This is a genomic window from Bordetella tumulicola (assembly GCF_054779135.1).
In genome coordinates, this window is record NZ_BAAGYU010000007.1 from 1,096,234 (window position 1) to 1,122,263 (window position 26,030).

Sequence of the window (26,030 nt, forward strand, 5' to 3'; positions counted from 1 at the left end):
CTCACCCACACCTTGAAACCAGAAAGACCGGCAGGGTTTCCCAGACCACCGCGAGAGCGGATAACAGACATAACGAATCTGTCAGCCTGGTATGGAACCTCCGTGAGTCGCCTGCGTGCAGACGCCTATGCTGGCGCTGCGCGACCCACGCCATGGCGCTCAATGCCAGCGCACTGCAAATCAGGATCATCCAGGAAGAAATCGGCAGACTTATCCAGATAGTCCCCAACCAGGCCCTCGGCCTGGCACAGTGCAACGCATTGATCGTATAGATAGACAGGTAATGCAGCAGCCAGATCACCGGACCGCCAATCAGGAACCACAGTTCGACCCAAAACGGTGATCGCATGATGACTACCCCGCCGCCAATCGCGGAAAGACATGAATAACGCCCAGGGTTAGCAAACCCTGAACGACGGTGTATTGCCACATCACCATGGTGGTGTCCAGGCATGCACGTTGCCGAGCACTTAGCCGGCCAGCGAGATGACGCGCGATGGTGAATAGGCTCATCACCACTGTCAATATCACGAACACGGTTTGCAGACCCGACAAGGCAAACACGGCAGCGCTATACGCGGATGCCTGCGGCCTCAAACCGTGTTGCCAATGTGTGTAAAGATCCAGTCCACTGGCGGCGATCATCAACACGATCCCACTCAACAAGCATCCGTTCACCGCCATTTTCTTTCCGTGCTTCAGTCCACGTACGGCGCAAACGCCCAGGATGCTGGCACCGACGAGCAAGCCCGCTGATAACGACGGCAACGTAGGCGCTGCAATCGCCGTTGTGGCGGGCCACGTCTCAGGAGAGGTGAGCCATAAGAACAAATACGCGAACACGACCGCCCCAAAGATGCTGACACAGACAATGAGCAGCAGCATCATGGCCCACCAAGCGTGGGATGTGCTGCCTGATGCTCGCATTGGCAGGCGAATGCCCGCGCCGATATCCACACCCGACGGATCGGGCCCCGTGTCAGCATCCCATAGCCAACGCCAGATCGCCGCCACGGCCACGACGCCACAAATTGCCGCGAGGCCCACCAATTTGAAGGTCAACAACAGAAAAAAGCCGGCAGTGCCAAGTGCGGCAACGAAAGGAGACCACCCCGGCCCTGGCAGCGGCAACACATACTCCGGCCGCGCATCCAGGGCGCTCGTCACCAGCGTAGAGCGCACGCCCGCGGGCGCGTTGGGCAAAAAGTAGCGGCCCGCGTCGACGTCGTCGACAATACCGGGCTGATCCCATAGGGGTTCCCTGGCGGTCACGATGGGAATGCTGCGCAAACCGTAGTTACCGGTGGGCAGCCATTCCAGCGTACCGGCTTGCCAGATGTTGCCGGCGTTCTTCTCGCTGCTGGGACGAAAGTTGCGCGCCAGATCCCATAAAAATATCAGCACTCCGGCAGCGATGAGATAGGCGCCGACGGTGGACATCATGTTGAGCGTCCCTAAACCTTGGCTCTCGGCATAGGTGTAGACGCGGCGGGGCATACCAGCCAAGCCGGTGAAATGCATCGGGAAAAAAGCCAGATTGAAGCCACTGAACATCAACCAGAATGCCCAGCGTCCGCTACGCTCGGACAGTGCTCGCGTACTGACGAACGGCATCCAGTAATAAAACGCCGCGAATAGCGGAAAAACCATGCCGCCGAACAGCACGTAATGAAGGTGTGCAACGATGAAATACGTGTCGTGCGTCTGTAGGTCAAAAGGAATGGCGGCCACCATGACGCCGGTCAATCCACCCAACACAAAGATGAAGAAAAATCCCAGGATAAACAGCATCGGCGTCTTCACCGGACGCAGCCGTACCGCGGCGGCAATCGTCGCGATCCAGGCGAATACCTGAATCGCCGTGGGTATCGTCACCGCCATACTGGCCGCCGATGCAAAGCTCAAGGACATCGGCGGAATCCCCGTGGCGTACATGTGGTGGACCCAAAGCCCAAAACTGAGAAACGCGACGCCGATCACCGCCATGACGACCCACCGGTAGCCGACCAGCGGCACGCCCGTCATCGCGGGGATGATCATGGATACCATGCCGGCCGCCGGCAGGAAAATGATATAAACCTCGGGATGGCCAAAAAACCAAAACAAGTGCTGCCATAGCAAAGGGTCGCCGCCTCGCTGCGCAATGAAAAACGGCATGTCAAAGGCGCGCTCCAGCTCCAATAGCGCGGTCGCCACGATGACAGCCGGAAACGCGACAAGCACCATGGCGCTGAACACCAACATCACCCAGGCAAAGATGGGCATCTTGTCCAGGCTCATGCCCGGTGCCCGCGTACGAAGGATGCCCACGGCCAGCTCGATCGCGCCGGCAATAGCGGATATTTCGATAAAGCCGATCCCCAGCAACCACAGGTCCGCATTCAATGCTGGCGAATACTGAGTGCTGGTGAGCGGCGGGTACATGAACCAGCCTCCCTCCGGCGCCAGTCCAAAAAACAGACTGCAGAAGAACACAACCCCGCCCACGGCGTACGCCCAGTAGGCATAAGCGGACAAACGAGGAAACGGCAGGTCGCGGGCACCCAGCATGTTTGGCAGGAGCAACACCGCCACCGCCTCGACCGCCGGCACCGCGAATAGAAACATCATCACCGTGCCATGCATCGTAAACAACTGGTTGTACAAATCATGGCCGATCAACGCGTTCTCCGGTACCGCCAACTGCGTACGCATTAGCAGCGCCAGTACGCCGGCCAGGATAAAGAACAGCAACGCGGTCGCGATGTAGAGCAATCCAATGTAGGTGTTGTTCACTACCGTGATGGCCCGATAGCCCGACGGACGTCGCCAGACCGTTTTGAGTTGTTCAAGCTCCCCTTCGGGGCGCTCAAGCGGGTTTGGAAGCGGTGGCGGCACGCTGGACGTCGCTTTATCTGTCGTCACTTCAGACTATCCAAATAGTTGGCCACGGCACGTAGTTCCTCGCCGGACCATTGATCAAAAGAAGGCATGCGGTTACCGGGTTTAATGTCTTGGCTGGCAGCGATCCATCCCGCCAGCGCGCCCACGTTATTCGTCAGCACGCCAGCCGCCAACGTTGAGCGGCTGGCCACATGCGTCAAATCCGGCCCTGATGTTCCCGTGGCCGGCGTACCCCGCACGGTATGGCACGCCGAACAGGCTTGCTGAAACCGCTGCGCACCCTGCTGAAGCTCGGGCCCCGCCATCCTGGCGGGCCGACGTTGCGCCGACAACCAGGCATTGAATGACGCCGGCGTAAGCACGTGCACCGCGAACTTCATCTTGGTGTGTTGTGCACCGCAGTATTCCGCGCATTGACCTGAAAGAACGCCCGCTGCGGGCGCCCGCACGCGCATCCGATTGACATGGCCCGGAACCATGTCCAGCTTGGTTCCCAATTCAGGTATCCAAAAGCTATGGATAACGTTGTCGGACTTCAGCACGAACTCGACCAGCTGCCCCGCAGGAATGCTGATTTCATTGGCAGTTTCGACCAATAGCGCGCCCGACTCGTCGAGATAACGCACGCGCCACCACCAGAGTTCCCCGGTGATTTCGACGCGAATCGTCGGCTTTGCATCTGATGCCGTCGAGGACGGGAGAGCCAGGACGTAGATCAACAGGACCGTCAGGCAGACAACAGGAAATGCAATACCCGCCAGCAGAATCAGCGATGGCCGAGCCAACCGATCACGCCAAGGTCTGGGCGCGAATATTGCAACGGCGATCAGTATCACGACTGCTGCGAAGATGACCGTCGCGCCAAGGAACAACACACTGCTGATGTCAGCGAACTGGGTCACCCTATCACCCCCGGGTTGCTTGGCATGCGGACGCAAGAAAAAAGCGGCCATAAATGTAAATAGATGCTTTTGATAACTTCGCTATGAGACGCGTCGTGAGGAAGGAACGCTCCCTCAGCAGCATGTACCGTACCCAAGGTACAAAAATTGCGTCGGCGACAGGGTTTGGAGAAGAAAACCTTGCATCACGCCACCCGCAACGCGCTCGCCTCGATAGGTATCGTCATGCTGGCCGGTATGGCAGCCTGTGGCGATGCTCGGGCGCCGCTTGCGCAAGACGTATCCACTGGTCTTTCCGACCGAGCCGATCCCGATCGAGGCCGACGCCTGATGATGGAAAAGGGATGTGTTGCCTGCCACGTGGTGCCACGCGTACGTGCCCCGATCGCGAGAGTCGGTCCATCGTTGAATAACATGGGGCGCCAGGCGTACGTGAATGGCCTGCTTGCCAATACTCCCGCCAACCTGATCCGTTGGTTGATGGACCCGCCCGCGGTCAATCCGCGCACCGCGATGCCGAATGTCGGACTGACGCAGACTGAAGCCGAGGACATTGCTGCATTCCTCTATGCGTTGCCCGACGGATGACTACTGAGGAGCGTTGAACATGACAAGCTGCAAGCGGGTTGCTGCCTGGACAGTTATAGGACTGACCACCGCCGCCTTGTTAGTCGCAGGCTCGGTGATCTACTTCGGCTGGTATGACATCAGTGCGACCCGCCCGCATACGGCTGCCGTGAATCAATTGATAGAAACTACCCTGGCACGCTCGGTCAGCGTGCGCGCCAAATCCATTCGGGTCCCCGACCTGAATGACCCTGCCGATATTCGGGATGGATTTGGACTGTTCCGCGCGCACTGCGTGCAATGTCATGGCGCGCCCGGCGTAGCGCCCGAACCCTATGCCTTGGGCTTGAATCCCGCCCCCGCCTCCCTGGTCGAGAGCGCCCACGAACGTTCCGCGGGCGAAGTCTTCTGGTTAATCCGTCAAGGCATCAAGATGACCGGCATGCCCGCTTGGCAATATCGCCTGACAGACGGTCAAATATGGGATGTTGTCGCGTTTATGCGCGTACTGCCTACGCTGTCGCCGACCGACTATCGACAGTGGGATGAGCGCTCCCCCCAGCCAACACCTCAGGCCATCCCTCTGGACGCTCCGCGGATAGGCAATGCAATGGCGGGACGCCAGGCATTACAGCAATATATGTGCGTGACCTGCCACGTCATCCCCGATGTGGTGGGTGCGTCTTCCCATGTCGGTCCGTCGCTGGCCGGCATCGCCATACGCCCGTATATTGCCGGCGTGTTATCCAATACCCCGGAAAACATGCGGCGTTGGCTGATGGCGCCCACGACAATCAAACCCGGCACCGCGATGCCGGACCTGGGCATCAGCGAGCAGGATGCGCGCGATATCGCGGCATTTTTGAAGACGCTGTCCGCGCCGGATTAGCCAGAGTATCGCCCTGCACACGCAGATCGGCGCCTTCGCCCATTCCGTATGATTTCCCGGCCTGAGTATTTTTTTCCATAGCCTGCGGGCTCGAGCGTCCGCACACTGACTTCAAATCAATAGCTTGCCGTGCCATCGCCTCTCGTTAACGGCGAAGAGAGTCAGACTCCCTACTCACCATGCCGAGGCATGCATTACACCCACGGGTGCGCCAATCCTTCTGTTTGCAGCGCACGCTGAACGGCAGGACGCGCCAGGACGCGTTGCAAATAAGGGCCGAGTTGCGCAAAGTCCCGTGCGGGTCTGGAAAACCCACGCGTCCAACGACAAACCATCATGACCAGGGGGTCCAGCACGGTGTAATGCTCCCCCAGAAACCACGGGCCGCTGCTTGCTGCCAAGTGATCCTCTAGCTGCGCCAGCAGACCGGCGACCTTTGATTCGGCATGGGATTTTATCTGCTGCGCGCCGGACGCATTGCCGGCGTCGACCCATCGTTCCGGATAGAAGTAAAGCAGCAGCGAAGCTTGCATGGTGTTGGTCAGCCACATCAACCACTTATAGAACTGCGCACGCTCCGGGGTACCCAGCTCTGGCGCCAATTGCCTTTCTGGATACTTATCGGCCAGATATAGGCAAATGGCGGCGGTCTCGTACAGCACCAGGTCACCATCGACCAGCACGGGGATAAGCCCGTTCGGATTGAGCCGAAGATAGTCCGGGGATTTATGCGTGTTTTGTGCGCGATCGACAAACGCGAGTTCAAAAGATTGCCCGATTTCTTCGAGTACGCAATGCGGCGCCATGCTGGCGTTGCCGGGATGGTAAAAAAGTTTCGTCACGATTCGGTGCTCGCAGTTTTGCGCGGACGGCGGGTGCGTGGGGTCGTGCTGCGCGTGGTTTTTCTGGCGGTTTTGGCGGGGGCCGCTACCGTCGCATCGGCGGGTTGAACGTCGGGGGCGACAGACGACGCAACCGTCGGCTCGGCCTCCTTGGACGCAACGCCCGTGGTTGCAGTCGCCTTCTCAGTTGCCTTCTTGCTGGGACTGCGGCTACGCGTTCGGCTGCGTTTGACGGGGGCGGGAGCGTTCTCGCTCTGCTCGGGCGCCGGTTGTATAGTCGCCTGCTCCGTCTCGGATGTTGTGGCCAGACTGCCTTGTTTGGACGGAGCCACGTCGCGGGATGACGGGAGATCGCCGGATGGCTGTGTAGGCGCCAGTGGGGTGGCTTCGAAGACCGGGGCCGCCTCGCGCACCACCGCGACCTCGGATACCGAGACAGCCTCGCGCGGTGAGGCAACACTTTCCGCCTGAACCTCCTGCCCGGTCGTCTGGTTCGCGCCCCTGCCCGCCCCCTCCGACCGCCGACCACCGCGCGTTCTGCGGGTTTGCTTCGTGCGAGGCTCTTCTTGCGCTACGGGCAACGACGCTGCCGGTGCGACCTCCGCGCCGCTGCGATACACATAGGTACTGGAATTTTCCTCACGGCCTACTTCCAGGAAACCTCGCGACTGTGCCTCGTCGAGCAAGTTGCCAAAAGCCCGGAAGCCATAGTACGACTCGTTGAAGTCGGGCCGGCGTCGCTTGAGCGCGTCTTTCAGGGCGGACGCCCAGATCTTGCCGCTATCGCCACGCTCGGCCGTCAGGGCCTCGAAGGTCTCGACCACCATCTTGACGGCTTTGGTCTTGCGGGCCTCGGACTCTTCTTTGCGGCGGTGCTCTTCGTCAGGCGTGCGACGTTGCTGCGGCGCGCTTTGCTGCCCGCGGCTGTCGCGCCCGGATTCGGCCGCTCGCTGGATCTCTCGCGCCAGGTCGTCGTAGAAAATGAATTCATCACAGTTGGCGACCAACAGGTCCGACGTGGACTGCTTCACCCCCACGCCGATCACTTTCTTGTTGTTCTCGCGCAGCTTGGATACCAGCGGCGAGAAATCAGAGTCACCGCTGATGATCACAAACGTGTTGACGTGCGATTTGGTATAGCAGAAATCCAGCGCGTCGACGACGAGGCGGATGTCGGCTGAGTTCTTGCCGGACTGCCGCACGTGCGGAATCTCGATCAGCTCGAAGTTCGCCTCGTGCATGGGCGATTTGAAGTCTTTGTAACGATCCCAGTCGCAATAGGCTTTCTTGACGACGATGCTGCCCTTGAGCAGCAGCCGCTCGAGCACGGGGCGAATATCGAATTTTTGGTACTTCGTGTCGCGCACGCCTAGGGCTACGTTTTCGAAGTCACAGAAAAGCGCCATGCTGACGTTTTCATTGGGATTACTCATCGACTCTCCAGGGCCACCGCATGGGGGTATCGGTGACGTAGCCATTATTTTGACACGCCAAGCCGGGTGCCTGCATTGCACAACCACGCTGTCGCGACTATTGTCACTGTTATTTTTAGCACGGGAGACTGCCATGCAGCTCGTTGCGATCGTCTTGTTGATGGGAGTCCTCCCAATCATCGCGATCATTCAAGACGTGACTACCGGCCAGGTGCTCTTGGCCGAGGCCTTGGGCAAATGGTTCGTGTTTTGGGGCATGGGATGGCGATTGATCGGCGCGGGGGTGCACCAGCTGTTGCGGCCCGGCTTTACGGCCAAGGATATTTTTGGCATCGAGGATCCTGGGGCGAACAAGCTGGTGCTGGAAATCGGCCTTGGCAATCTCGCATTGGGCGTCCCGGCCGTCGCGAGCCTGTATTTTCCAGCCTGGGTGCCTGCGCTGGCCTTGGCGGGCTGCATTTTCTTTGGTTTGGCGGGCATCCAGCATATCCGGAACCGGGCGACCACCCGGGGTGAGATCGCGGCCATGATATCGGACCTGGCCATGGCGGTAATCCTGCTGGTCTATCTGGTCTGGCACGGACTTGGCTGACTTTCGTTCGATGACTTTCGTTGATGATTTTCCGCCGACTGACTGTCATCGACTGATTTTCTTCGGCTGGTTTCCCTTGGCTAACCGTCAGTCACCCGATCTTCAGTTGCCTCGACTTTCAGTCGGTACGTCACCCTCGCCTAACGTTCGGGCACGCGCTTGGCCTTCGGTGTCGAAGATGTGGCATGCCCGACCTGCTGCTGCGCCAGTGCCTGGGTTTGCGCCAGGACTTGTGCTTGTGCGGCAATCTGTTGGTCTTTGACCTGAAGTTGGTCGCTCTGCTCCGCCAAGCGCAGGTTGAGGTCGGCGACGCGTTCTTTCAGGCTGTCGTGAACGGCCGCCGCGGACGTCTGCGCCATGGCGAGCTGCGTCTGCAGCGCATCTTGTGCCTGCTCTAGCTGGGCGATCGTGCGTTCTGTGTTGAGGGACTCATGCCGGGCTTGGGCGAGTTCGTCATGGGCGTCGCGGAGTTCGTCCGCGGCTCGCGCCAACGCGTCTTGATGCGCTGCCTGGGATGTGGTGGCGGTTTTGCGATGTTGTTCCAGATCGTCCTGAGCTTTCCTGGTGGCCTGACGCTGCACATCCAGATCGTTCAGCCAGCGGCGCTCATGGCTGGCATGCCGTTGCTCTGCCGCCGCCAATGCCTGGCGATGCTGCTGTTCGGCCTCGTGCTGACGCTCCTGCAGCGCGCGCTCGCGTTCCGTGACCTCGGTTAAACGTGCCTCCAGCGAGGTGGCGCGGGCGTCACTTTGCTGGCACTGTTTTTCCAGAGTCTCGGCGCGATCCCGTAAAGCCGCCGCCTGCTCGCGCAGGCTATAGATGGTGGCTTTCAAATCTGTTTCTCGCTGGCTCAGACGCTCTTGCTCGAGAGCCAGGACGCGTTGATCGGCGGCCAAGATTTCCTGGGCATTAGTCAGTGCCTGGCGCTCTATGGCGATCGCCTGCTGCCATTCCTCCTTGGCCGCGGCCAAAGCCAGCGTCCAGAACTGTTGCGCCGCTTGCGTCACGCTATCCGGCGCGGGTCCGGCCACCTCGGCCTGCCCCGTGGCGTTCAGCCGCCCACTCAAACCGCGAAACCACGCCTTCAGATGGGGGCCCACTGTATTCGGTGAACCGCGCCCCAGTTGCAGACGCACCCGCTCGATCGTCGGCTGTTCGCCTGCCTGCAGCAGCGTATCGGCCGCCGCCCAGACATCTGCCTCTTGCACGCCTATCGCCATGGTTTTGCTCACTGAGTGTGCCGGGCTTGGCACCGGCACGGGTTTCTGGCAAATTAGAACGGATAATTAAAAGTTATCCAACCTAATTAGATATTTACGTATTATTTAATACGTCATACATATTATTTAATACATTCAATAGATAAACAAGGGGTTTCCTGATGAAAAACCCACAATCCAGCCCCTCTCGTGCCGTTAAAAAATACGATGGGATTACGAACGCGCTCTCGGCAAGCCTGAGTGCCAGCGATGCGTCCATCCAGGCGCTATTGCGCGAGGGCGGCTCGGATAACACCCTCGCCTCTTATCGCTCGGCCATTCAATATTGGGCGGCGTGGCATCAGTGGCGTCTGGGGCATCCCTTTGTGCTGCCCGTGCCCGTCAGCACCGTCCTCCAATTCATCGCCGACCATGTCGAGCACGCCACTGGCACCGGACTCGCCCACGACTTGCCCGACGACATCGACGCCGCGCTGGTCGCGGCCAAGGTCAAGCGCAGAACCGGGCCATTCAAGCTCGCCACGGTGCGCCATCGCCTTGCCGTCCTCTCCGAGGCCCACGAAACACAGGACCTGCCCAATCCGTGCCGCAGCCGCGCCGTGCAAACTCTGCTCGCCCGCATCCGCAGCGCTTATGCCAAGCGCGGTGAGCGCCCTGGCCGCAAAGACGCCCTCACCAAAGAACCCCTCGAGCAGTTGCTCGCCACTTGCGACGACTCGCTCATCGGTTTGCGTGATCGCGCTCTGCTGTTATTTGCCTGGGCCAGCGGTGGACGCCGCCGCTCGGAGGTTGTGCGTGCCACTCTGGAGAACACGCGCCGCGTGCCGGAGGGTTTTCTATACACCATGGGCTATTCCAAAACCAACCAGCAAGGCAAGGAAACCGCCGATAGCTATAAGCCGGTGGTAGGACGCGCCGCGACCGCGCTCGAGGCTTGGCTGGCCGCCGCCAAGATCACGTCGGGCCCGCTGTTTCGCCGGGTACGGCGCGGCGGCGTCATCGGCGAATGCTTGAGCGCCGAAGCCGTACGCAAAATCGTCCAGGCTCGCGCGGCGCAGGCAGGGCTAGAGGGGGATTACACGGCCCACAGTCTGCGCTCGGGTTTTGTCACCGAGGCCGGGCGCCAGGGGCGTCCATTAGGCGAAATCATGGCGATGACCAATCACGCCAGCGTAGCCAGTGTGGTCGGCTATCACCGGGCGGGTGCGGCCTTGTCGTCCAAAGCCGGATATCTTTTAGAGGACGCCCCTTTTACGCCATCGTCCGATAGGAGATAAAGGGTGCCGTTTGTCAAAACCGACTAACGTATCTCGACTGAAGCGGCCCCTTGCGACGCCTGCAATTCCGCAGGCAGATACGTCTTCATAATATCGATGAACGTGCGCAGGCGAGCGGGCTGCAGCCGGGACGGAACATAAATCAGATACACGGGCAACGGCTCGGCTTTCCATTCGGGAACGAGATGGACGAGATCGCCAGTAGCCAGATCTTCGGTCAGCGCCCACGACGATGCGATACCGACGCCCAGGCCCAGTTTCATCGCGTTTGCCAAGGCGCGCAGGCCATCCGTCGACAAACGCGGTGCGATCTCCACGCGCGCTTGTTCGCCCGTATGGCGATGCGTCAACTGAACTTCCTCGCGATAAAACATATGCAATGCCAACCACGGCAGATCGGCAAGCTCTTGCGGATGTTGTGGCAGTGGGCGCCCATGTAATAACGCTGGCGCGCAAGCGACAAAACGCGGGACGTCCCCCAGCTTAATCGCCACCACAGAAGGATCAGCCACCTCGCCGACCCGGATGGCGCAATCGATATTTTCGCCAATGAAGTCCGGAAGTCGATCGTGCAGCAACCATTCAACTCGCATCTCGGGATACTGGCGTAGGTACTGTGCCAAAGGCTCGATGAACTGCTCTTGGCCGAATGCATGGGGTGCCACGACGCGCAGCATGCCCGTGGGCTGCCGACTGGCGCCACGCACCTCCCCTTCCAGCGTTTGCCAGGCGCCGAGTAGCTCAAGCGCGCGCTCGTAACAACGCTGCCCATCCTCGGTCAGACCCATGGCATGCGTCGAACGCTGGAGCAGCCGTACGCCCAGTGCCCGTTCCAGCGCCTGCAGGCGACGGCTCACTGTCGGCTGAGTAGCGCCAAGCTGCACGGCGGCGGCAGACAGACTGCCGGCTTCGACGATGCGCACGTAGGTTTCCAGCAATTGGAGGCGATCTGCCCCGAAATTCGAATCGGTCATACGTAAATCGTATAACCATTCTTCCATTTAGGCTACTACCAATACGTTTGGCGCAAGTCCAGAATGCGGCGATGCCTTTCACACTAAGCAATGACCCAGGACAAATCTCATGCCAGCCGTTATGACTTCTGCTTCTTCCCCTGCCCGGACGGACTTGTCTTCCGGGCGTGTACTGTTGCTGGCCAGCGGCGCAGGACTCGCCGTCGCATCGCTCTATTACAACCAGCCCATGTTGGGCATTTTGGGACATGAGCTGGGCGCCAGCGACGCCGCGCTGGGCTGGATCCCCGCGCTAACGCAATTGGGCTATGCCGTGGGCATTTTGTTGCTGGCCCCGCTGGGCGACCGCTATGACCGCAAGCGCATCATCCTGGGCAAAATCATTGCCTTGGCACTGGCGTTGCTGTTGGCCGGACTGGCGCCAGGAATAGAAGCCCTGTTGGGCGCCAGCTTTGCATTGGGCTTAGCCGCCACGCTGGCGCAGGATATTGTGCCCGCCGCCGCCACGCTGGCGCCGCCCGAACACCGCGGTCGCATCGTGGGATCAGTCATGACCGGCCTATTGTTGGGAATTTTGCTGTCACGCGTGGTAAGCGGTCTGGTGGCAGAGCAATTCGGCTGGCGCACCATGTTCATGGCGGCGTCTGCGGCGATACTGGTTTTGGGAGCGGCACTGTGGCGCGGCCTGCCCGCCTTTGCGCCTACGACGCGTTTATCGTACGGCGCATTGCTGGGATCACTGGCGACATTGTGGCGGCAACATGCGGCGTTGCGACGCGCGGTAGTCGCCCAGGGTCTGCTGTCGCTCGCCTTCAGCGCGTTTTGGTCGACCCTGGCAGTGATGCTGCATGCGGCGCCGTTTCAGTTGGGAGCTGGTGCCGCGGGCGCGTTCGGGCTGGCGGGTGCAGCGGGCGCTTTGGCCGCGCCACTGGCTGGGCGTTCGGCGGATCGGCGCGGCCCGGCGACCGTCGCGCGTCGAGGTGCACTCCTGGCTGCGGCGTCCTTTGCGCTGATGATCGCCGTTCCCATGTTGTCGCCCTACGTCGCATTAGGACTGATCGCGATCAGCGCGATCGGTTTTGATCTTGGTATTCAGATGTCATTGATTGCGCATCAAAGCCTGGTCTATAGCCTGGACCCCGCTGCGCGCAGCCGCTTGAATGCCATCTTGATGGTAGGCATATTTGTTGGCATGGCGGCTGGCGGCGCGCTCGGCACTCTGGCCTTGGCCCATTTCGGGTGGACGGGTGTTGTCGTACTGGCGATAGCCGCCTCACTGGGCGCCCTGTTGTTGCGCTTGCACCCCATCGCCCTGACAGGCGCCCGTCCTTGACCCTTCGCCGCCTTGATCCTTCGCGGGTGCTCAAGCCCGCGATCAATTCGGCTTGGGCTGCGCCCTCGCATCAAACATGACCGCATCGGCGCCCAACTGGTCGATCACCGTTCGCAGATCGTCCGCGGTGACTTGTTGCTCCGCATTGGTCACCTGTATGCCGGTGCCTTTACGAACGATCTTGACGAGCGGCTGCCTGGTCACGCCATCAAGCAACTCTCCTTCGAAAAACAAATTTGTATCCTTGGGGCGCATGCCCGTCGCGGCACGCGCGCCGGCCACGACCAACGCGAAAGGAATCAACTCGCGCGGTTTCAGATCTTGGTCACTGGTATTCACAGCGGTGATCGCGCCACGAAATATCAACACCCCGGGCCCGGGCTTGCTCACCAGCCGCATCCTTTGCTCCGCAGCGGTCTTCAGCTTGGTATTCGTATAGGACAACACACCGTCCAGCACCCGTTGACCAACCTGGCTGGACGGATGCGCCTCGGGGTAATACACGACAGGTTCATAGACCAGGGCCGAATAACTCTTGGGGTTAAAGCTCGGCGCGACCCAACGCAGTATCGGCGCGCCCGACGCCGACGTCGATGGCTGCAAATTGCTGTAATTACCCAAAAAACCCGAATACTCGTGAGAGTCCGGGACCCTCGACGCACAACCGGCGAGCAACAAGGCTCCCGCGACAACCATCGGACCAACAAAGCGCTGCAATGCCATCAGCCAATCTCCTGAGATGAATCCGCGCTCTATCTGAGGTTGATCCTCGGGCGCGGATCAACGATAAATGCGCCCTCAGGAAATCACTATCGATTTTCGACGAATCTGCGTTTTAGCTCGACGAATTCACGATCGAACCTAGCGTCTGCAAGCTGGCATCCATCGTCATAACATTTTCTCGCGCGACTGTTCCGCCCTCGAGGCGCCGATAGCGGTCTCTACCTTCTTGACTTCCTCTGGAGGTGGAAGCACAGCGGGAAAACCCAAGGCGTCAATCCAGAGCTCCCGTGTCCAGCCCTTGGTATGGTATAGGTGATGGTCCTCGTCCTTTTCCACGGCTTGGTGCGCCTTCTTTAGAACAGCAGCCTCCTTGCCGGCAAGCTTATCGGCCACTGCGCCTATCAACTCCCAATTTTGGTGGTCTTTGGTTTCGGCAAGCACCACGCATTCGGCGGCTACGATTTGAGCGCCGGCTGGGTCGCCTGCCTTCTTCGCCAATTTGATCGCGGCGACCAGCGAATCGCCGTGGTGTTTCACCACCTCACGGCTGGGTACGCGCACTTCGGCGTCCAGGCCGAGCTCCTCGAACACGGTCAGCAGCACTTGGCGATGCGTCTTCGTTTCGCCAAGGTAGCCGTCCCATTCCTTTGCCAAATCTTTGTTGGTGGCACAGGTCAACGCTGCCGTATAGACATTGATTCCGCCGATCTCGGTTTCCAATGCCTGATAAAGCAGGTCGTGAATCATCTTCATATCGCCTTTGTTCTTTGATGCCATATCATTCTCCAATGAGTCAATATCGCCGCTAGTCCTCGGAGACAAGGATTGTCTTTTGGTAAAACCGCTTGAGTCGAGACGGGTGCGCTAACGGGCTCGGCCGATTCGAGAGACGTCGGCCCCTCGTCGTGGGCATCCCCATCGCAATTCCCATGCCTGACACTCGTAGGCGCTTGCGCCATAGGCGGTTCCGCTCTCCACGCATTAATAGGCAGGCTCGGTGCGTCAATCTTCTTTTTTATTCTTACGCCCGAAAGGATCCTTACCTCTGGGGGCCTGAGAGCCGCCGGCAGGATATCCGGAGTTTGTGCTCGGGTCGGTATTTATCTCACCGTTAGGCGGGCCTTCGGCTGTAGGTGGAACGGTAGGCTCGGTTGCCGTTCGATGGGTATGAGGCGATGCGGGTCGATTCGTTGAAGGGGGTGTTTTTGTGCCGGTCATTGCGATTCTCCCATACGAGGCGTGATACGCACTTGGAAAAAGCTCCGCGGACCGCGAGTGAAAAGCCAGTCCGCTGAGACACAGGCGCAACTGCCGTTCCCGAACGCTGGCATGGGGAAAATAGCCGCTCGCCGCGAGACGACGCAACACGATACGGAAGGAATCGGTAAAGCCTACCGAATAGCGGTATGTACCGTAAAAGCTACGCGGCAAGTATCGTGACAAAACAGCCGCGCATGATTTAACGTGGACACGGATAGGTCTTGCCCAAAGATTCGGCGACGATTACCGCGGCCCCCTCGGACTGCCTGGACGCCGGTAGTTCATCCAGATAGGCCAGTACAGACTCGGCCATCTTTACGAGATCCAGAGGCGGCATCAAACACCACTGTTTGCCTTGAGTGCTATCCGCGACCGCCCAAATATACGAGGTCGCCATATAGGTCGAAAGCGCCGTACGTTGCGCCGGATCCTCAACCCAGGATGCCAAGCCACCCGACATGATGCCGTCATAGAGTTCCTTGGCGACGATCGGTCGATATTGTTCGACAGGCTGCGCCGTCACAGGCGCCGATGCCAGCGCCAGCGTGACAACAATCGCATGAAACAAGCAAGCTGGGCGCCGTGAAACCTGCGTCATTATTTGACCCCGGATCATCATGGAAACAACGCATATTACCAGCGCCTTGATTCAGTACGGCTAACTCCTTATATGTGCCCTGTCAGCAGCATAACGATGAGAACGATGAGCAAAATGCCAAGGATCCCGCTCGGGTAGTACCCCCAGCTCCGGCTATGGGGCCACGCCGGAATGGCACCAATCAGTAAAAGAATCAACACGATAAATAAAATAGTCGACATAGCGACCTCCCTTCCTGCGGAACAATGCCAGGGACCCCGTCGGGCCTGCGCGCCCTAAGGTCCAGCAACTTGCGTGCCTGGACGTCCGCTCTGAACGGCATGCCGCAGAGATCTCGGGTCAGCTACCGTCAGGCTCCAGCTTTCGATATTGCCGCGCCAGCCACCCGCCTGTGGCGGCCCATGCAAGCGCGATCCCCGCGCCCAGGCATAGCGCCAAGGAGGGCTGATCCGCGATCAGGTCCACCCCCCGCTTCACCCAACCACTCAATGCATCAGCACCGCGATACACGACCGTGTCGTTAAAATTTTTGGCCTTGTACTTTTGTTCTGCGGGCAGCACGGTGTAAAGCATTTCACGGCCCGGCCGCACCAGCGCGTACTCTCCGGCACGACGCGCGACCATCACCACAACGAAGACCGCAAATACCGGTGACAACGCTAACCATAGGAAGCCCAGCGCCAACAACAGCGGCACACCGACCAACAGCACCCCGACACCGAGCCGTTGCGCAATGCGTCCCGTAAAGAAAACCTGGGTCAGAATCGCCAAACCCTGCACCACCGCGTCAATCAGCCCAAAGACCTGTGTCTGCCGCGTGCGGTCGGGAAAATGTTCTGCCACCATGCGCGCCTGCTCAAAGTACAGAAACGTGCTGACACTGGCCAACAGCGTCACAAACAACGCGACACCCAGCAAATAACGCGAACCCAGCACTTCGGACAAGCCGGCAAACGGATTGCCGCCCAATGGGCGACGGCGCCGCGCTTCGCTGGCAGCGTCGGCCTCATCGACAGGATGTTGATCACGCCAGCGATGTAGCCATGCCGACATCCAGGCGCTGGCCGTCAGCAACATCGCCGCTAATAGCAATAGGCCGCCATGGCCCAACGGCTGGACCAATGCGGCTCCCAGCAATGGCCCCGCGAGCCCACCCAGGCTGGCGCCTCCCGCTATCAGCGCAAACAAGCGCCGGGCCTGTTCTCCGACGAACAAATCCGCCAGCACACTCCACGCCAGCGAAATCGCCATCAGGTTAAAGACCGACAACCAGATGTAAAACACGCGCCCTGCCCACACACTGTCGGGCCGCGTCCACAACACCACCGCGAAACCCAGCAGATTCAAGACAAAAAAGCCATAAACCCAGGGCATGATCTGACGCCGCGGCGCCACGGATGCCACCCAGCCAAACAAGGGCATCGCAATGAGCGTGACGATGAACGTCCCCGTAAACAGCCACTGCAGATTATCGACGCCGCCCGCCACGCCCATGGTTTCGCGTACCGGCCGCAGCATGAAATACGCGCAGAACAGCAGAAAGAACATCGCCAGGCCCGCCGCAACAGCGAGCCCTTCGCCTTGACGCAAGTTGAACGCCCGAACAAGCCACGCCTCTACGCGCGTCGATGGGATCATCGCCATGCGTTCAGGCAAACAGCGCTTGCAATGATCGACGTTGCTCGGCCGTCAGGACGGGCCCACCCCCGGCCTTCAAATTATCACTTTGGCGATCGGGTCGGCTCGTCGCCGGAATGACCGCCGTGACTGCAGGCGGGCTGATGGCAAAACGCAGAAAGGCCTGAGCCCACGATGTGATCCCGACCTCTGCCGCCCAGCCCGGTAACGCCTTGTCGCCGACGTCGCGAAATAATCGACCATCGTCAAACGCGCGGTTAATCAGCACGGCCACCCCCAGGTCTTGTGCCATCGGGAACAGACGTTTTTCCGCGCCCGTGGAAATCACCGAATAATTGATCTGCAGAAAATCAGGTCTCGTTGCTTGCACCACATCGGCCAGCTCGTCGTGCCCGCCTTCGTGATAATGCGTTAACCCAGAATAACGCACCTTGCCTTGCGCCTTCAGCTCGTTGATGAGCGCGAGTTGAGTTTTCCAGTCAAGTAGATTGTGCACCTGCAAGAGTTCGACCTTGTCTGTTTTTAAACGTCGCAGTGATTCTTGAAATTGGGCTTGACCGTTGTCGCGCCCAGAAGCGCCGATCTTGGTGCAGAGAAATGCCTTGTCTCTTAGCCCCAACTCGGCCAGTAAGTCGCCGACGACGGTTTCCGATTGCCCATAGCTGGGCGCCGTATCGATCACCGAGGCGCCCGCCGCGAAAAACCGGCGCATCACCTCTCGTAACGGTGCGCGATCGCCCTCGGAGGCCCCGACATTAAAACTGTCAGCCGTCCCCATGCCGATCACAGGCACCATTTGGCCAGACGACGGAATCCGTCGGGACGACATCGCATGGGTCGCGGCACTGGCGGCCAACGCGACGCGTGGCAGTTGAGCCCCCATGACCGATGCAGACAAGCCATAGACAAAGCGACGGCGCGTAAACATAACGTGGGCTCCTAGCGAAACGGGTGGGTGGCATTGAGTTTTTCTTATAACCGTCACGCTTCGACCTTGCCAAGACAACTCATCTTTTAGCACTGCCGGCGGCCTTTGCTCGCATTTTGTAATATTCAGATGCGACCCCGCACCCCACCCTGCCCACCATCCCGGTATCCTTGCGCCCCAAGGATGACCAACACCCGCCCGCGCGATGCGTGGCAGCGAGCATGCCCACCAAACGAACCACTATCAACACTGTCACGCTGACGTGCTCTACCTGCGGTAGCAGCCAGTTCACCAAACTGGCGACCAACGAGTATTGCTGCAATCACTGCCAGGCCGTCACCCTCGTCGAAGACGACGTCGCCCAGCGGCTAGAGAAGATTCTCCGGGGCATGCAGGCGCCCCAACAAGCTCCGCTGGAAATCAAGACCTCCTGGATCATCGGAGTCCTCGCCATCATCGTCGCGATTATTGGGGTGGCCGTCGTAACCTCGATACTCGGCAACCGTGACACGCCCCCATCCCGCGCTGCTGCCCCCCGCGTTGTTGAAAAACCCATCGATCCCGCGTTGGTCACGCTGACGAACACGCAGGAAGTCGAGGACAACGGCCGTCGCGAAATCGTGTTGATGATGCGTAACGAGACCGGCGTGAAAATCCAGGTGCCGAGCGTCAAGGCCACCTTTTTTCAGGATGAATTGACGCTAACGTCCAAATCGGCCTCACCACTGGCGAGCTCGTTGCTACCCGGCGAATACACGCCCGTACGGATCTCGGTGCCATCGCAATCCTATACGCGCTATGCCTTGACGCTCGAACGAGGCGTGACGGCATCACGTACCGAAGGCCGCGACGTCGCCGCCGAGAAAACCCAACTGGTCCTCAATGACGACCGCTATCGCTTCGTGGGCCTGCTGCGCAACAAGGACAGCCGCGCGGCCAACGGCACCAAGATCATCGTCATGGCCTATGACGAAGACGGTCGCCTGATGGGCGCCGGCTCCGGCTACGGCGTGGCAAGCGAGCTGGAGCCCAACGCCGCCACGCCGTTCGATGTCGATGTCGAGATGTTCGACAACGGCAACATCGCCTATTACGACTATATGGTGCAAAGTGACCGCTAGCCGCTACGCCGCCGCGCTACTGGCCGGCCTCATTGCCTTGCTGATTGCAGTGCCGGTGCCGGCCGCCGAGTCAACCGCGGCCCCCACGCCCACTCCAGCACGAACCGAGCCTGCGGGAAGCCCGACAACCGAGCCAGCCAATGCAAAAACCACCGGCGCGCCTGCCGCCGCCACCCGCATCATCCGCGTCAAACCGGCCAAGGTGCGCATGATCGAAGGCGTCACGCTCACCACCCAGGAACTGCTTGACGAAAACTTCGCACTATTCGACGCGCAGGCGCTGGAAATCGTCGAGCCGCGTCGACTCGCCAACGAGATCGGCCGGTCTCTATGGATCGCCGAGCTCGTCAATCGCAGCGAGCAATATATCGCGATAGACCCGAAGCTCGACATGGCTTTTTTCGAGAAAGCTCGCGGCGTCAAGCTGCACCCCTCGTGGGCCTTGCCCGAGACGCTCTATCCCGGCGAACGCGTCCCCGTCATGTACGGCGGCGAAGGCTTTGACAAGATCACCGAGTTCAAGCCGGCCTGGCAGGCGATGCGGCGCGCCGCTTTGCCCGGCCCGCGCCCCGCGCTGACCATCAGCATCGACAAAACCGACGCGCGCATCGGACGGGGCACGCTGAACTTCACGTACCGCTATCAATACAAATACGTGGTCGTGTCCGGTCGGGTCACCAACGACGCCGACCACGACGTCAGCAAGATCAACGTCTGGGTCAGCCTCTACGATGCCAAAGATCGCGTAACCGGTGCCGAGTTCGACGAACTGCGCCTGCCCGTCCTGAAACCCGGAGACAGCGCGCCCTTTGAGGTGGCCGTCAAGCAATACGGTGCGAACTTCGAACGCGTGGGCATCGTATATGACGCCGAGGGCAAGTAAACGGCAAACCAGATAGATCAGGTCGGGAAATCGACTAATCAAGTCGACGCCGACAACAGATCAAGTCCTCACAATTCCAGAACGATTCTTTTGCCTTTCGCCCGGGAGCAGCAGCTCATCATCTGGCCGTTGGCCTCGCGCTCCGCGCGTGTCAGCACGACATCGCGATGGTCGATATCGCCGGCCAGCACTCGCACCTCGCAAGAGCCGCACAGACCTTCTTCGCAATCGCTTTGCACATCGATATTCGCGGCACGCAATGCGGTCAACAAGGTCTGATCCGCCGCCACCGTAATCACCAGCCCCGAGTCTTTTAGCTCCGCCTCGAACGCATGCTCCTTCGCGGGATCCAGCGTGCCCAGTGTCGAATGAAAATGCTCGACGCGCAGCGTATCGTCCGGCCAATGCGCACAGGCTTGTTTCAGTGCATCCAGCATGCGTTCCGGGCCGCATGCATAGACCTGTGTCTGCGCATCGGGCTCGGCCAGCAAGGCCGCAAAATCATTACGCCGCCCTTCATCACTGGCGTACACATGCAGACGGTCGCCATGCAACGCCACCAACTCTGGCAACAAGGCCATACAGGCGCGTGAACGGCCGCTGTAATGCAGCTCGTAATCGATCCCCAGCCCCTGGGCGCGTCGCGCCATGGCGCTGACCGGCGTGATGCCGATGCCACCCGCAATGAAAATCGCGCGACGCGTTTCTTCATCAAGACGGAAATGATTGCGGGGCCCGCGGACACGCAGACGCGCGCCAGGGGTGACATGATCATGCATCCACGCCGAGCCGCCCCGGCCCTCGGATTCTCTCAGCACCGCGATGCGCAACCGGCCCGCATCGTTGGGATCTCCGCACAGGGAGTATTGACGCGACAAGCCCGTGTCGCCGCACTCTACGTCCAGATGCGCGCCCGGCGACCAGCGCGGCAAATCCTTGCCATCGGGCGAGACCAGCGTCACCATCAGCACGCCCTGCGACGCCGCCTCGGCGCGTTCTACCACCAGCGTTCGCGCAATCGCGTGGGTCGAGGGTTCACCGATACGCACCGGATGGCGCACCGACAAGATATCGGGTTGACGACGCTCGGGGTTCTGACTGGGATCCCATTCGACCCAGACATGCTCCGGCCCACGAAACGATGTGTTGGGCACGTAGCTGAAGGCCTGCTCGGCCAAGCGCATATGCGGCAACCGACGCGTGAACTCCTCCAGGAAGATCTGCATCTCCATGCGCGCCAGGTTCTTGCCCATGCATTGGTGCGACCCATAGCCAAAGGTCAGTTGATCGCTCGCGTTTTCCCGACGGATATCAAACAGATCCGCATCGGAAAAATGGCGCTCATCGTGATTCGCGGACGAACTGACGATCAGCAATTTCGACCCCGCCGCCATCGGTACGCCCGCGATCTGCGTATCGCGCGTCACCAGCCGACGCCAAGCCGCGACCGAACCATTGTGGCGCAGGCATTCCTCCACCGCATTGGGAATCAGCGATGGGTCTTCGCAAATATCACGCCAGGCATCGGGATGCTGCAGCAGCAGTTTCATCGCGTTGGCCGAGGCGTTGGCCGTGGTCTCGTGCGCCGCCACAATTCCCGCCATCATCATCGAGTGCAGATACGAATCCGTGACCACGTCCGGGACCTCGCGCTGCTTGCGTATTCCGTACTGCATCCATCCGGGCTGGTCCGGATCCTGGCGCATTTTGTCCAGGATCTTGCCTGCCAATTGCCAGAAATTCCCCACCGCATGGGCCACGGCGACTTGCTCTTCGGGCTTGGGGCGTCCCCAGGTATTGACCGTGTGCGCAATCGAATATTTGCGCAGCAGATCCATGTCCTCTTCGGGCACCCCAAGAAAATGCAAGGCAACCGTCAACGGCACTTCCCACAGCATCTGATCCACCAGATCCGCGCGGCCGTCGTTGATAAAGCGGTCCACGTACTCGCGCGTCAGTCGGCGCACCATGGGCTCGTGATGCTTAAGCGCCTCGGGCGTAAAGGGCTCCATCAACGCGCGACGACGCGGCATGTGGGCTGGCTCGTCTTCGTTGACCAGCGTCCGGTTCATCGCATAACCGTACGAGGCCAGGACGTCGTTGGCTTCGGGTCCCGTCGGGGTGATTTTCTCCAGCGCGATAGACGGACTGAACGTCTGGTTATCCCGAAAAATCGCCTTGATGTCATCGTATCGCGTCACCACCCAATAGCCGAGCTTCGGACTGTAAAACACCGGCTCCTGCTCACGCGCCCATCGTACATACTCCGGCGGATCCTGCTGATAACTATCACCAAAAGGATCAAACTCGGCGGCGCCGGCACTGACATGCATCGGACAGCCGGCGGCCTGGCCGCTCGCGGCGTGATGGATGGGGCAACCCGACGCAGGCTCGGGGGTGACGGATGCAGACATGACTTCGCTCCGATAGCAATTCAAAAAACAAGCGGCGCGTTTAATCCAGCTTGATACCCAGATCGTCGATCAGTTTGTGCCAGCGCGTACGCTCGGCTTGCAGCAAATCGCGGTATTGCGCGGGCGTATTGCCCACGGGCTCGATGCCGAAGTCGACCAGTTTTTGGTGGATCGTCGGATCATTGATCGTGGCGACCAACTGGCGGTTGAGCGTATCGATGACGGGCTGCGGGGTCGCGGCCGGCACAACGATGCCCACCTGTGCGGCGGCCTCGATATTTTTGTAGCCCAGTTCGGCAAAGGTCGGCACGTCGGGCAATTGAGCCAAACGCGTCGCGTTGGCAACCGCCAGTGGCCGCACCTTACCGCCCTTGATAAAGCCCGCTCCCGCGGCCAGGTCCACCATCATCACGGGCACCTGCCCACCGGCCACATCGGACAGCGACGGCGCGGCGCCCTTATAGGGAACGTGCACCAGATTGACGCCAGTTTCGACCTTGAGCAATTCCATCGCCAGATGATGGGGGCTGCCTGCACCGGCGGAGGCGTAGCTCATGCCGTCCTTGTACGTCTTGACTTCCTCGAGGAAGCCTTTGACGTCGGTGGCTTTCAGGGCCGGGCCGGCGACCAGAATCATGGGAAACACCCCCAGCAACGTCACCGGCGCCAAGTCTTTTTCGGGGTTATACGACAGCTTTTGATACAGCGCCGGATTGAACACCAGGGTGCCGTTATCGGCCGACAACATCGTGTAGCCGTCCGGGGCGGATCGCGCGGTTTCTGAGGCACCGATGGCCGTATTGCCACCTGGCTTGTTGTCGACCACGACCGTCTGTCCCAAGCGCGGCGCCAGCCCCTGACTGACGGTTCGCGCCAGGAAATCCGAGCCACCGCCGGCGGCATAAGGCACGATCCAGCGCACGGGCTTGGATGGATAGTTATCCGCGGCGACGGCAGTCGTCGCCGCGGTCAGGGTGAATACAGAACAGGCAAGTGCGCGCGCAATACGGGTAACGGACATGGTTGTCTCCGGCTTATTTTTGCGAAAAGGTGTTGTGCATCCTATTTTGCGTAAATAATATACGCTATGCGTAATTAATCAATAGGATTTACCCCGAAAACAGGCTGAAAGCAGGTCGACAACGGGCCGCCGTGAGGACGGGTCCGGTATAAGCTCTGACCTTGGTCCGCCCCCTTTATTTAACGACGCCCATGACCCCACCCTCTTCTGCGCCCATCATCCCCCGTCCACGCGAACGGCGTCAGCGCGTGCAGGCGGCCGAGACCAGCATCGCGGTGCTCAAGGCCCTGGGCAGTCTGGGAGGGCGTGCCAGCCTGACCCTGATCGCTACCCATATCGACGAAAGCCCCGCCAAAGTGCATCGTTATCTGGTCAGCCTGATCGAGGGCGGGCTCGTCGATCAAGACAGCGCGACCCAACAATACTTCCTCGGTTGGGAGACCTTGCAACTCGGCGTGTCGGCCATGCGGCAGGCTGATCCCATCCGCGTAGCCGAGGCCTCGTTGATTCGCTTGCGCGAGCAATTGGAGATCACGTGTTTTGTCGCTGTGATGGGCAATAAAGGCCCGACCATCATTCGCTTTGAAGAGCCTGGCCTTCCCGTCACCCTCAATGTGCGCGTGGGCTCGGTCCTGCCCATGTTGTGGTCCGCCACGGGGCGCGCGTTATTGGCCACCCTGGACGACAGCAATGTCCTGGCGCTGGCGCGCGCCGAGCTGCAGGCGGCCTCGCCGCAGCAGCGTGCGCAACTCGACGCACAAGATCCGATCGGGACCTTGCAGCAATCCGTCCTGGCAGCAGGCTGCGCCGTCGTGCGAGACACCAACTTGCCGGGTATCAGCGCGATCGCAGCGCCCTTATACAACTACACCGGCCGACCCTGCGCGGTGCTCACAGCGTTGGGCGCAACCGGCGGCTTCAATCCGTCGCCCGAAGGCGTCGTCGGCCAGGCCGTTTGCAGAGAAGCGCAGATCATCAGCCGTCTACTGGGTCATAGCGCGAGCACAACGACGGCCTAAGACATGACTGCACGATGTCGGCCAAATGGCGTCAACGCGGTGCCCGATGGCGTGCATGCAGTGGCCTGCCCCCAACGACTCGCACCGGCCTGGCGCTTTTTTCCACCATGTCATTGGTGACTGGTATCCTCAGGCTTGAAGCCCTCAACTCAGCCCGAGATCTGACTCCCCAGGACCTCTGATGAACATAGACAGCCTGTTAGACAGTGGAGCCGCCGCACTGGCTCACCGCCTCCAGCAACGCGATATTTCAGCCGAAACGCTGACGCGCGCCTGCCTTGAACGCATCGCGCAACGCGAGCCCAAACTACATGCCTGGGCCGTCCTCGGGCATGATCAGGCGATCGCACGCGCCAAGGAACTGGACCGCGGCCCCACACAGGGGTTGCTGCATGGGCTACCGCTGGGTGTCAAAGACATCTACGACACCTACGATCTGCCGACCGCCTACGGATCGCCGATTTACAAAGGACATCAGCCCGCCAACGATGCCGCCGCCGTGGCGGTATGCCGCGAAGCCGGCGCGGTGGTGATCGGCAAGACCATCACGACCGAGTTTGCCACCTTTGAACCCGGGCCCACGCGCAACCCGCACAACCCGGCCTTTACACCGGGCGGATCGTCCAGTGGCTCCGCCGCCGCCGTCGGCGCGGGCATGGTGCCGCTTGCCCTTGGCACCCAAACGGCGGGCTCCCTCATCCGTCCCGCTGCGTATTGCGGGATCGTAGGCTACAAGCCCAGCTTCGGCATGCTGGCACGCGCGGGCGTGAAAAGCTTGTGCGAATCGCTGGACACGGTCGGTGGCTTTGGCCGCAGCGTTGACGACGTCGCCTTGCTCGTCAGCGCCCTGAGCGGCAATCGCGCCCTCCTGAATCCCGATTCAACACGCGCGCCGCGCGTGGCCCTGTGCCGCACACCGATGTGGGATCACGCGGAGCCGGAAGTGCACGAGGCCATGGCGCAAGCCGAACGCGTTTTAAAAGGCGCCGGCGTCAAGATCCGCGAAATCGAATTGCCGTCGTCATTTGGCGTACTGACGGACATTCATGCCGAAATCATGGCCTTCGAAGCGGCCCGTGCCCTGGCGGACGAACGGATCCGTCACGAGGAGCAACTCGGTCCGGTGCTGCAAAAAATGCTGGCTCAGGGACAGGAGTTGCCCTACGAACGATACCAAGCCCTGATGACCCTGGCCGCCGAGGCTCGTGCGCAGTTGGCCAGCCAATTCAAGAATGTGGAGATTATCCTGGCCCCCAGCGCGCCCGGCGTGGCGCCGTTGGCCGACAGCGGCACGGGTGATGCCGTGTTCTGTCGTCTATGGACGCTGCTGGGCGCCCCCTGCATCCACCTGCCCTTTCATCAGGGGCCGCACGGATTGCCGGTGGGCCTGCAGGTCATTGGTCCGGTCGGGGCCGACTTGCCTACGCTGCGCGCGGCTGCCTGGGTACACGAGCGCCTGCGCGGCTAACTTATGGCGCCGTGAACCCGCGGCGTCCTTGAACCCACTGCGTCG

At 60.4% G+C, this 26,030-nt stretch carries 24 protein-coding genes; 9 read left to right on the forward strand and 15 right to left on the reverse strand.

Going from position 1 to position 26,030, the window contains the following annotated elements; translation table 11 throughout:
* Positions 1-125 precede the first annotated feature (125 nt).
* From ACYVDM_RS13430 to ACYVDM_RS13440, 3 genes are read right to left on the reverse strand one after another with little or no spacing between them, the layout of a single operon-like run.
* The gene (locus ACYVDM_RS13430; protein WP_415785005.1) at positions 126-383 is read right to left on the reverse strand and encodes a hypothetical protein; all 258 of its coding nucleotides are present in this window, start codon (positions 381-383) and stop codon (positions 126-128) included.
* On the reverse strand, positions 355-2,904 hold the full coding sequence (locus ACYVDM_RS13435; protein ID WP_415785003.1) for a cbb3-type cytochrome c oxidase subunit I: 2,550 nt from the start codon (positions 2,902-2,904) through the stop codon (positions 355-357). Before ACYVDM_RS13435 ends, ACYVDM_RS13430 begins: the two co-directional genes overlap by 29 nt.
* Positions 2,901-3,785 carry a cytochrome c oxidase subunit II gene (locus tag ACYVDM_RS13440; protein WP_415785001.1) on the reverse strand — a complete coding sequence of 295 codons (885 nt, stop codon included), beginning with the start codon at positions 3,783-3,785 and terminating at the stop codon, positions 2,901-2,903. The genes ACYVDM_RS13435 and ACYVDM_RS13440 overlap by 4 nt, the downstream gene beginning before the upstream one ends.
* 165 nt (positions 3,786-3,950) lie before the next feature.
* Here ACYVDM_RS13440 and ACYVDM_RS13445 point away from each other — a divergent pair, with 165 nt between their 5' ends.
* Both ACYVDM_RS13445 and ACYVDM_RS13450 read left to right on the forward strand, forming a co-directional pair.
* The gene (locus ACYVDM_RS13445) at positions 3,951-4,373 is read left to right on the forward strand and encodes a c-type cytochrome (protein ID WP_415784999.1); all 423 of its coding nucleotides are present in this window, start codon (positions 3,951-3,953) and stop codon (positions 4,371-4,373) included.
* A gap of 19 nt (positions 4,374-4,392) precedes the next feature.
* Positions 4,393-5,241 carry a c-type cytochrome gene (locus ACYVDM_RS13450; protein WP_415784997.1) on the forward strand — a complete coding sequence of 283 codons (849 nt, stop codon included), beginning with the start codon at positions 4,393-4,395 and terminating at the stop codon, positions 5,239-5,241.
* Positions 5,242-5,435: 194 nt separating this feature from the next.
* Here the strand turns inward: ACYVDM_RS13450 and ACYVDM_RS13455 are convergent, their stop codons facing one another.
* Both ACYVDM_RS13455 and ACYVDM_RS13460 read right to left on the reverse strand, forming a co-directional pair.
* A complete protein-coding gene (locus ACYVDM_RS13455) occupies positions 5,436-6,083 on the reverse strand; it encodes a glutathione S-transferase family protein (RefSeq protein ID WP_415784995.1) in 648 nt (215 codons plus the stop codon).
* Positions 6,080-7,516, reverse strand: coding sequence for an NYN domain-containing protein (locus ACYVDM_RS13460; protein WP_415784993.1), 1,437 nt, complete (start codon positions 7,514-7,516; stop codon positions 6,080-6,082). The genes ACYVDM_RS13455 and ACYVDM_RS13460 overlap by 4 nt, the downstream gene beginning before the upstream one ends.
* Before the next feature lie 133 nt (positions 7,517-7,649).
* Between ACYVDM_RS13460 and ACYVDM_RS13465 the strand changes: the two genes are divergently transcribed.
* Complete coding sequence (locus tag ACYVDM_RS13465) at positions 7,650-8,108, forward strand: hypothetical protein (RefSeq protein WP_415784991.1); 459 nt, start codon at positions 7,650-7,652, stop codon at positions 8,106-8,108.
* Positions 8,109-8,248: 140 nt separating this feature from the next.
* Here the strand turns inward: ACYVDM_RS13465 and ACYVDM_RS13470 are convergent, their stop codons facing one another.
* The gene (locus ACYVDM_RS13470; RefSeq protein WP_415784989.1) at positions 8,249-9,340 is read right to left on the reverse strand and encodes a DNA-binding protein; all 1,092 of its coding nucleotides are present in this window, start codon (positions 9,338-9,340) and stop codon (positions 8,249-8,251) included.
* A 149-nt stretch (positions 9,341-9,489) separates the two neighbouring features.
* Here ACYVDM_RS13470 and ACYVDM_RS13475 point away from each other — a divergent pair, with 149 nt between their 5' ends.
* Complete coding sequence (locus ACYVDM_RS13475) at positions 9,490-10,605, forward strand: site-specific integrase (RefSeq protein WP_415784987.1); 1,116 nt, start codon at positions 9,490-9,492, stop codon at positions 10,603-10,605.
* A 23-nt stretch (positions 10,606-10,628) separates the two neighbouring features.
* Here ACYVDM_RS13475 and ACYVDM_RS13480 read toward each other — a convergent pair whose 3' ends face one another.
* Positions 10,629-11,579, reverse strand: coding sequence for a LysR family transcriptional regulator (locus tag ACYVDM_RS13480; protein ID WP_415784985.1), 951 nt, complete (start codon positions 11,577-11,579; stop codon positions 10,629-10,631).
* 109 nt (positions 11,580-11,688) lie between these two features.
* Here ACYVDM_RS13480 and ACYVDM_RS13485 point away from each other — a divergent pair, with 109 nt between their 5' ends.
* Positions 11,689-12,912 (forward strand): MFS transporter, encoded by a 1,224-nt coding sequence (locus tag ACYVDM_RS13485; RefSeq protein ID WP_415784983.1) that lies wholly within the window; start codon positions 11,689-11,691, stop codon positions 12,910-12,912.
* A 42-nt stretch (positions 12,913-12,954) separates the two neighbouring features.
* Here the strand turns inward: ACYVDM_RS13485 and ACYVDM_RS13490 are convergent, their stop codons facing one another.
* The 6 genes from ACYVDM_RS13490 to ACYVDM_RS13515 all read right to left on the reverse strand — a co-directional run bounded on the left by ACYVDM_RS13490 (position 12,955) and on the right by ACYVDM_RS13515 (position 18,059).
* Entirely contained in the window at positions 12,955-13,635 is a 681-nt protein-coding gene (locus ACYVDM_RS13490; protein WP_415784981.1) for a DUF3313 domain-containing protein, read from the reverse strand.
* 165 nt (positions 13,636-13,800) lie between these two features.
* The gene (locus ACYVDM_RS13495) at positions 13,801-14,412 is read right to left on the reverse strand and encodes a hypothetical protein (protein ID WP_415784979.1); all 612 of its coding nucleotides are present in this window, start codon (positions 14,410-14,412) and stop codon (positions 13,801-13,803) included.
* A 682-nt stretch (positions 14,413-15,094) separates the two neighbouring features.
* A complete protein-coding gene (locus tag ACYVDM_RS13500; protein ID WP_415784977.1) occupies positions 15,095-15,493 on the reverse strand; it encodes a Rap1a/Tai family immunity protein in 399 nt (132 codons plus the stop codon).
* 68 nt (positions 15,494-15,561) lie between these two features.
* The gene (locus tag ACYVDM_RS13505; RefSeq protein WP_415784975.1) at positions 15,562-15,714 is read right to left on the reverse strand and encodes a DUF3309 family protein; all 153 of its coding nucleotides are present in this window, start codon (positions 15,712-15,714) and stop codon (positions 15,562-15,564) included.
* A gap of 118 nt (positions 15,715-15,832) precedes the next feature.
* On the reverse strand, positions 15,833-17,131 hold the full coding sequence (locus ACYVDM_RS13510) for an NTP/NDP exchange transporter (RefSeq protein WP_415784973.1): 1,299 nt from the start codon (positions 17,129-17,131) through the stop codon (positions 15,833-15,835).
* A gap of 10 nt (positions 17,132-17,141) precedes the next feature.
* Positions 17,142-18,059 (reverse strand): aldo/keto reductase, encoded by a 918-nt coding sequence (locus tag ACYVDM_RS13515; protein WP_415784971.1) that lies wholly within the window; start codon positions 18,057-18,059, stop codon positions 17,142-17,144.
* 221 nt (positions 18,060-18,280) lie between these two features.
* On the opposite strand from ACYVDM_RS13515, the gene ACYVDM_RS13520 reads away from it, so the two are divergent.
* Both ACYVDM_RS13520 and ACYVDM_RS13525 read left to right on the forward strand, forming a co-directional pair.
* On the forward strand, positions 18,281-19,180 hold the full coding sequence (locus ACYVDM_RS13520) for a hypothetical protein (protein WP_415784969.1): 900 nt from the start codon (positions 18,281-18,283) through the stop codon (positions 19,178-19,180).
* On the forward strand, positions 19,170-20,063 hold the full coding sequence (locus tag ACYVDM_RS13525; RefSeq protein ID WP_415784967.1) for an FxLYD domain-containing protein: 894 nt from the start codon (positions 19,170-19,172) through the stop codon (positions 20,061-20,063). Before ACYVDM_RS13520 ends, ACYVDM_RS13525 begins: the two co-directional genes overlap by 11 nt.
* 68 nt (positions 20,064-20,131) lie before the next feature.
* Here ACYVDM_RS13525 and ACYVDM_RS13530 read toward each other — a convergent pair whose 3' ends face one another.
* Together ACYVDM_RS13530 and ACYVDM_RS13535 are read right to left on the reverse strand one after the other, a co-directional pair.
* Entirely contained in the window at positions 20,132-22,477 is a 2,346-nt protein-coding gene (locus ACYVDM_RS13530) for a cytochrome P450/oxidoreductase (protein WP_415784965.1), read from the reverse strand.
* A 40-nt stretch (positions 22,478-22,517) separates the two neighbouring features.
* Positions 22,518-23,498 (reverse strand): Bug family tripartite tricarboxylate transporter substrate binding protein, encoded by a 981-nt coding sequence (locus ACYVDM_RS13535; protein ID WP_460475401.1) that lies wholly within the window; start codon positions 23,496-23,498, stop codon positions 22,518-22,520.
* A gap of 191 nt (positions 23,499-23,689) precedes the next feature.
* Between ACYVDM_RS13535 and ACYVDM_RS13540 the strand changes: the two genes are divergently transcribed.
* Together ACYVDM_RS13540 and ACYVDM_RS13545 are read left to right on the forward strand one after the other, a co-directional pair.
* Positions 23,690-24,517 carry an IclR family transcriptional regulator gene (locus tag ACYVDM_RS13540; protein ID WP_415784963.1) on the forward strand — a complete coding sequence of 276 codons (828 nt, stop codon included), beginning with the start codon at positions 23,690-23,692 and terminating at the stop codon, positions 24,515-24,517.
* A 181-nt stretch (positions 24,518-24,698) separates the two neighbouring features.
* Positions 24,699-25,985, forward strand: coding sequence for an amidase (locus tag ACYVDM_RS13545; RefSeq protein ID WP_415784961.1), 1,287 nt, complete (start codon positions 24,699-24,701; stop codon positions 25,983-25,985).
* Positions 25,986-26,030: the final 45 nt, after the last annotated feature.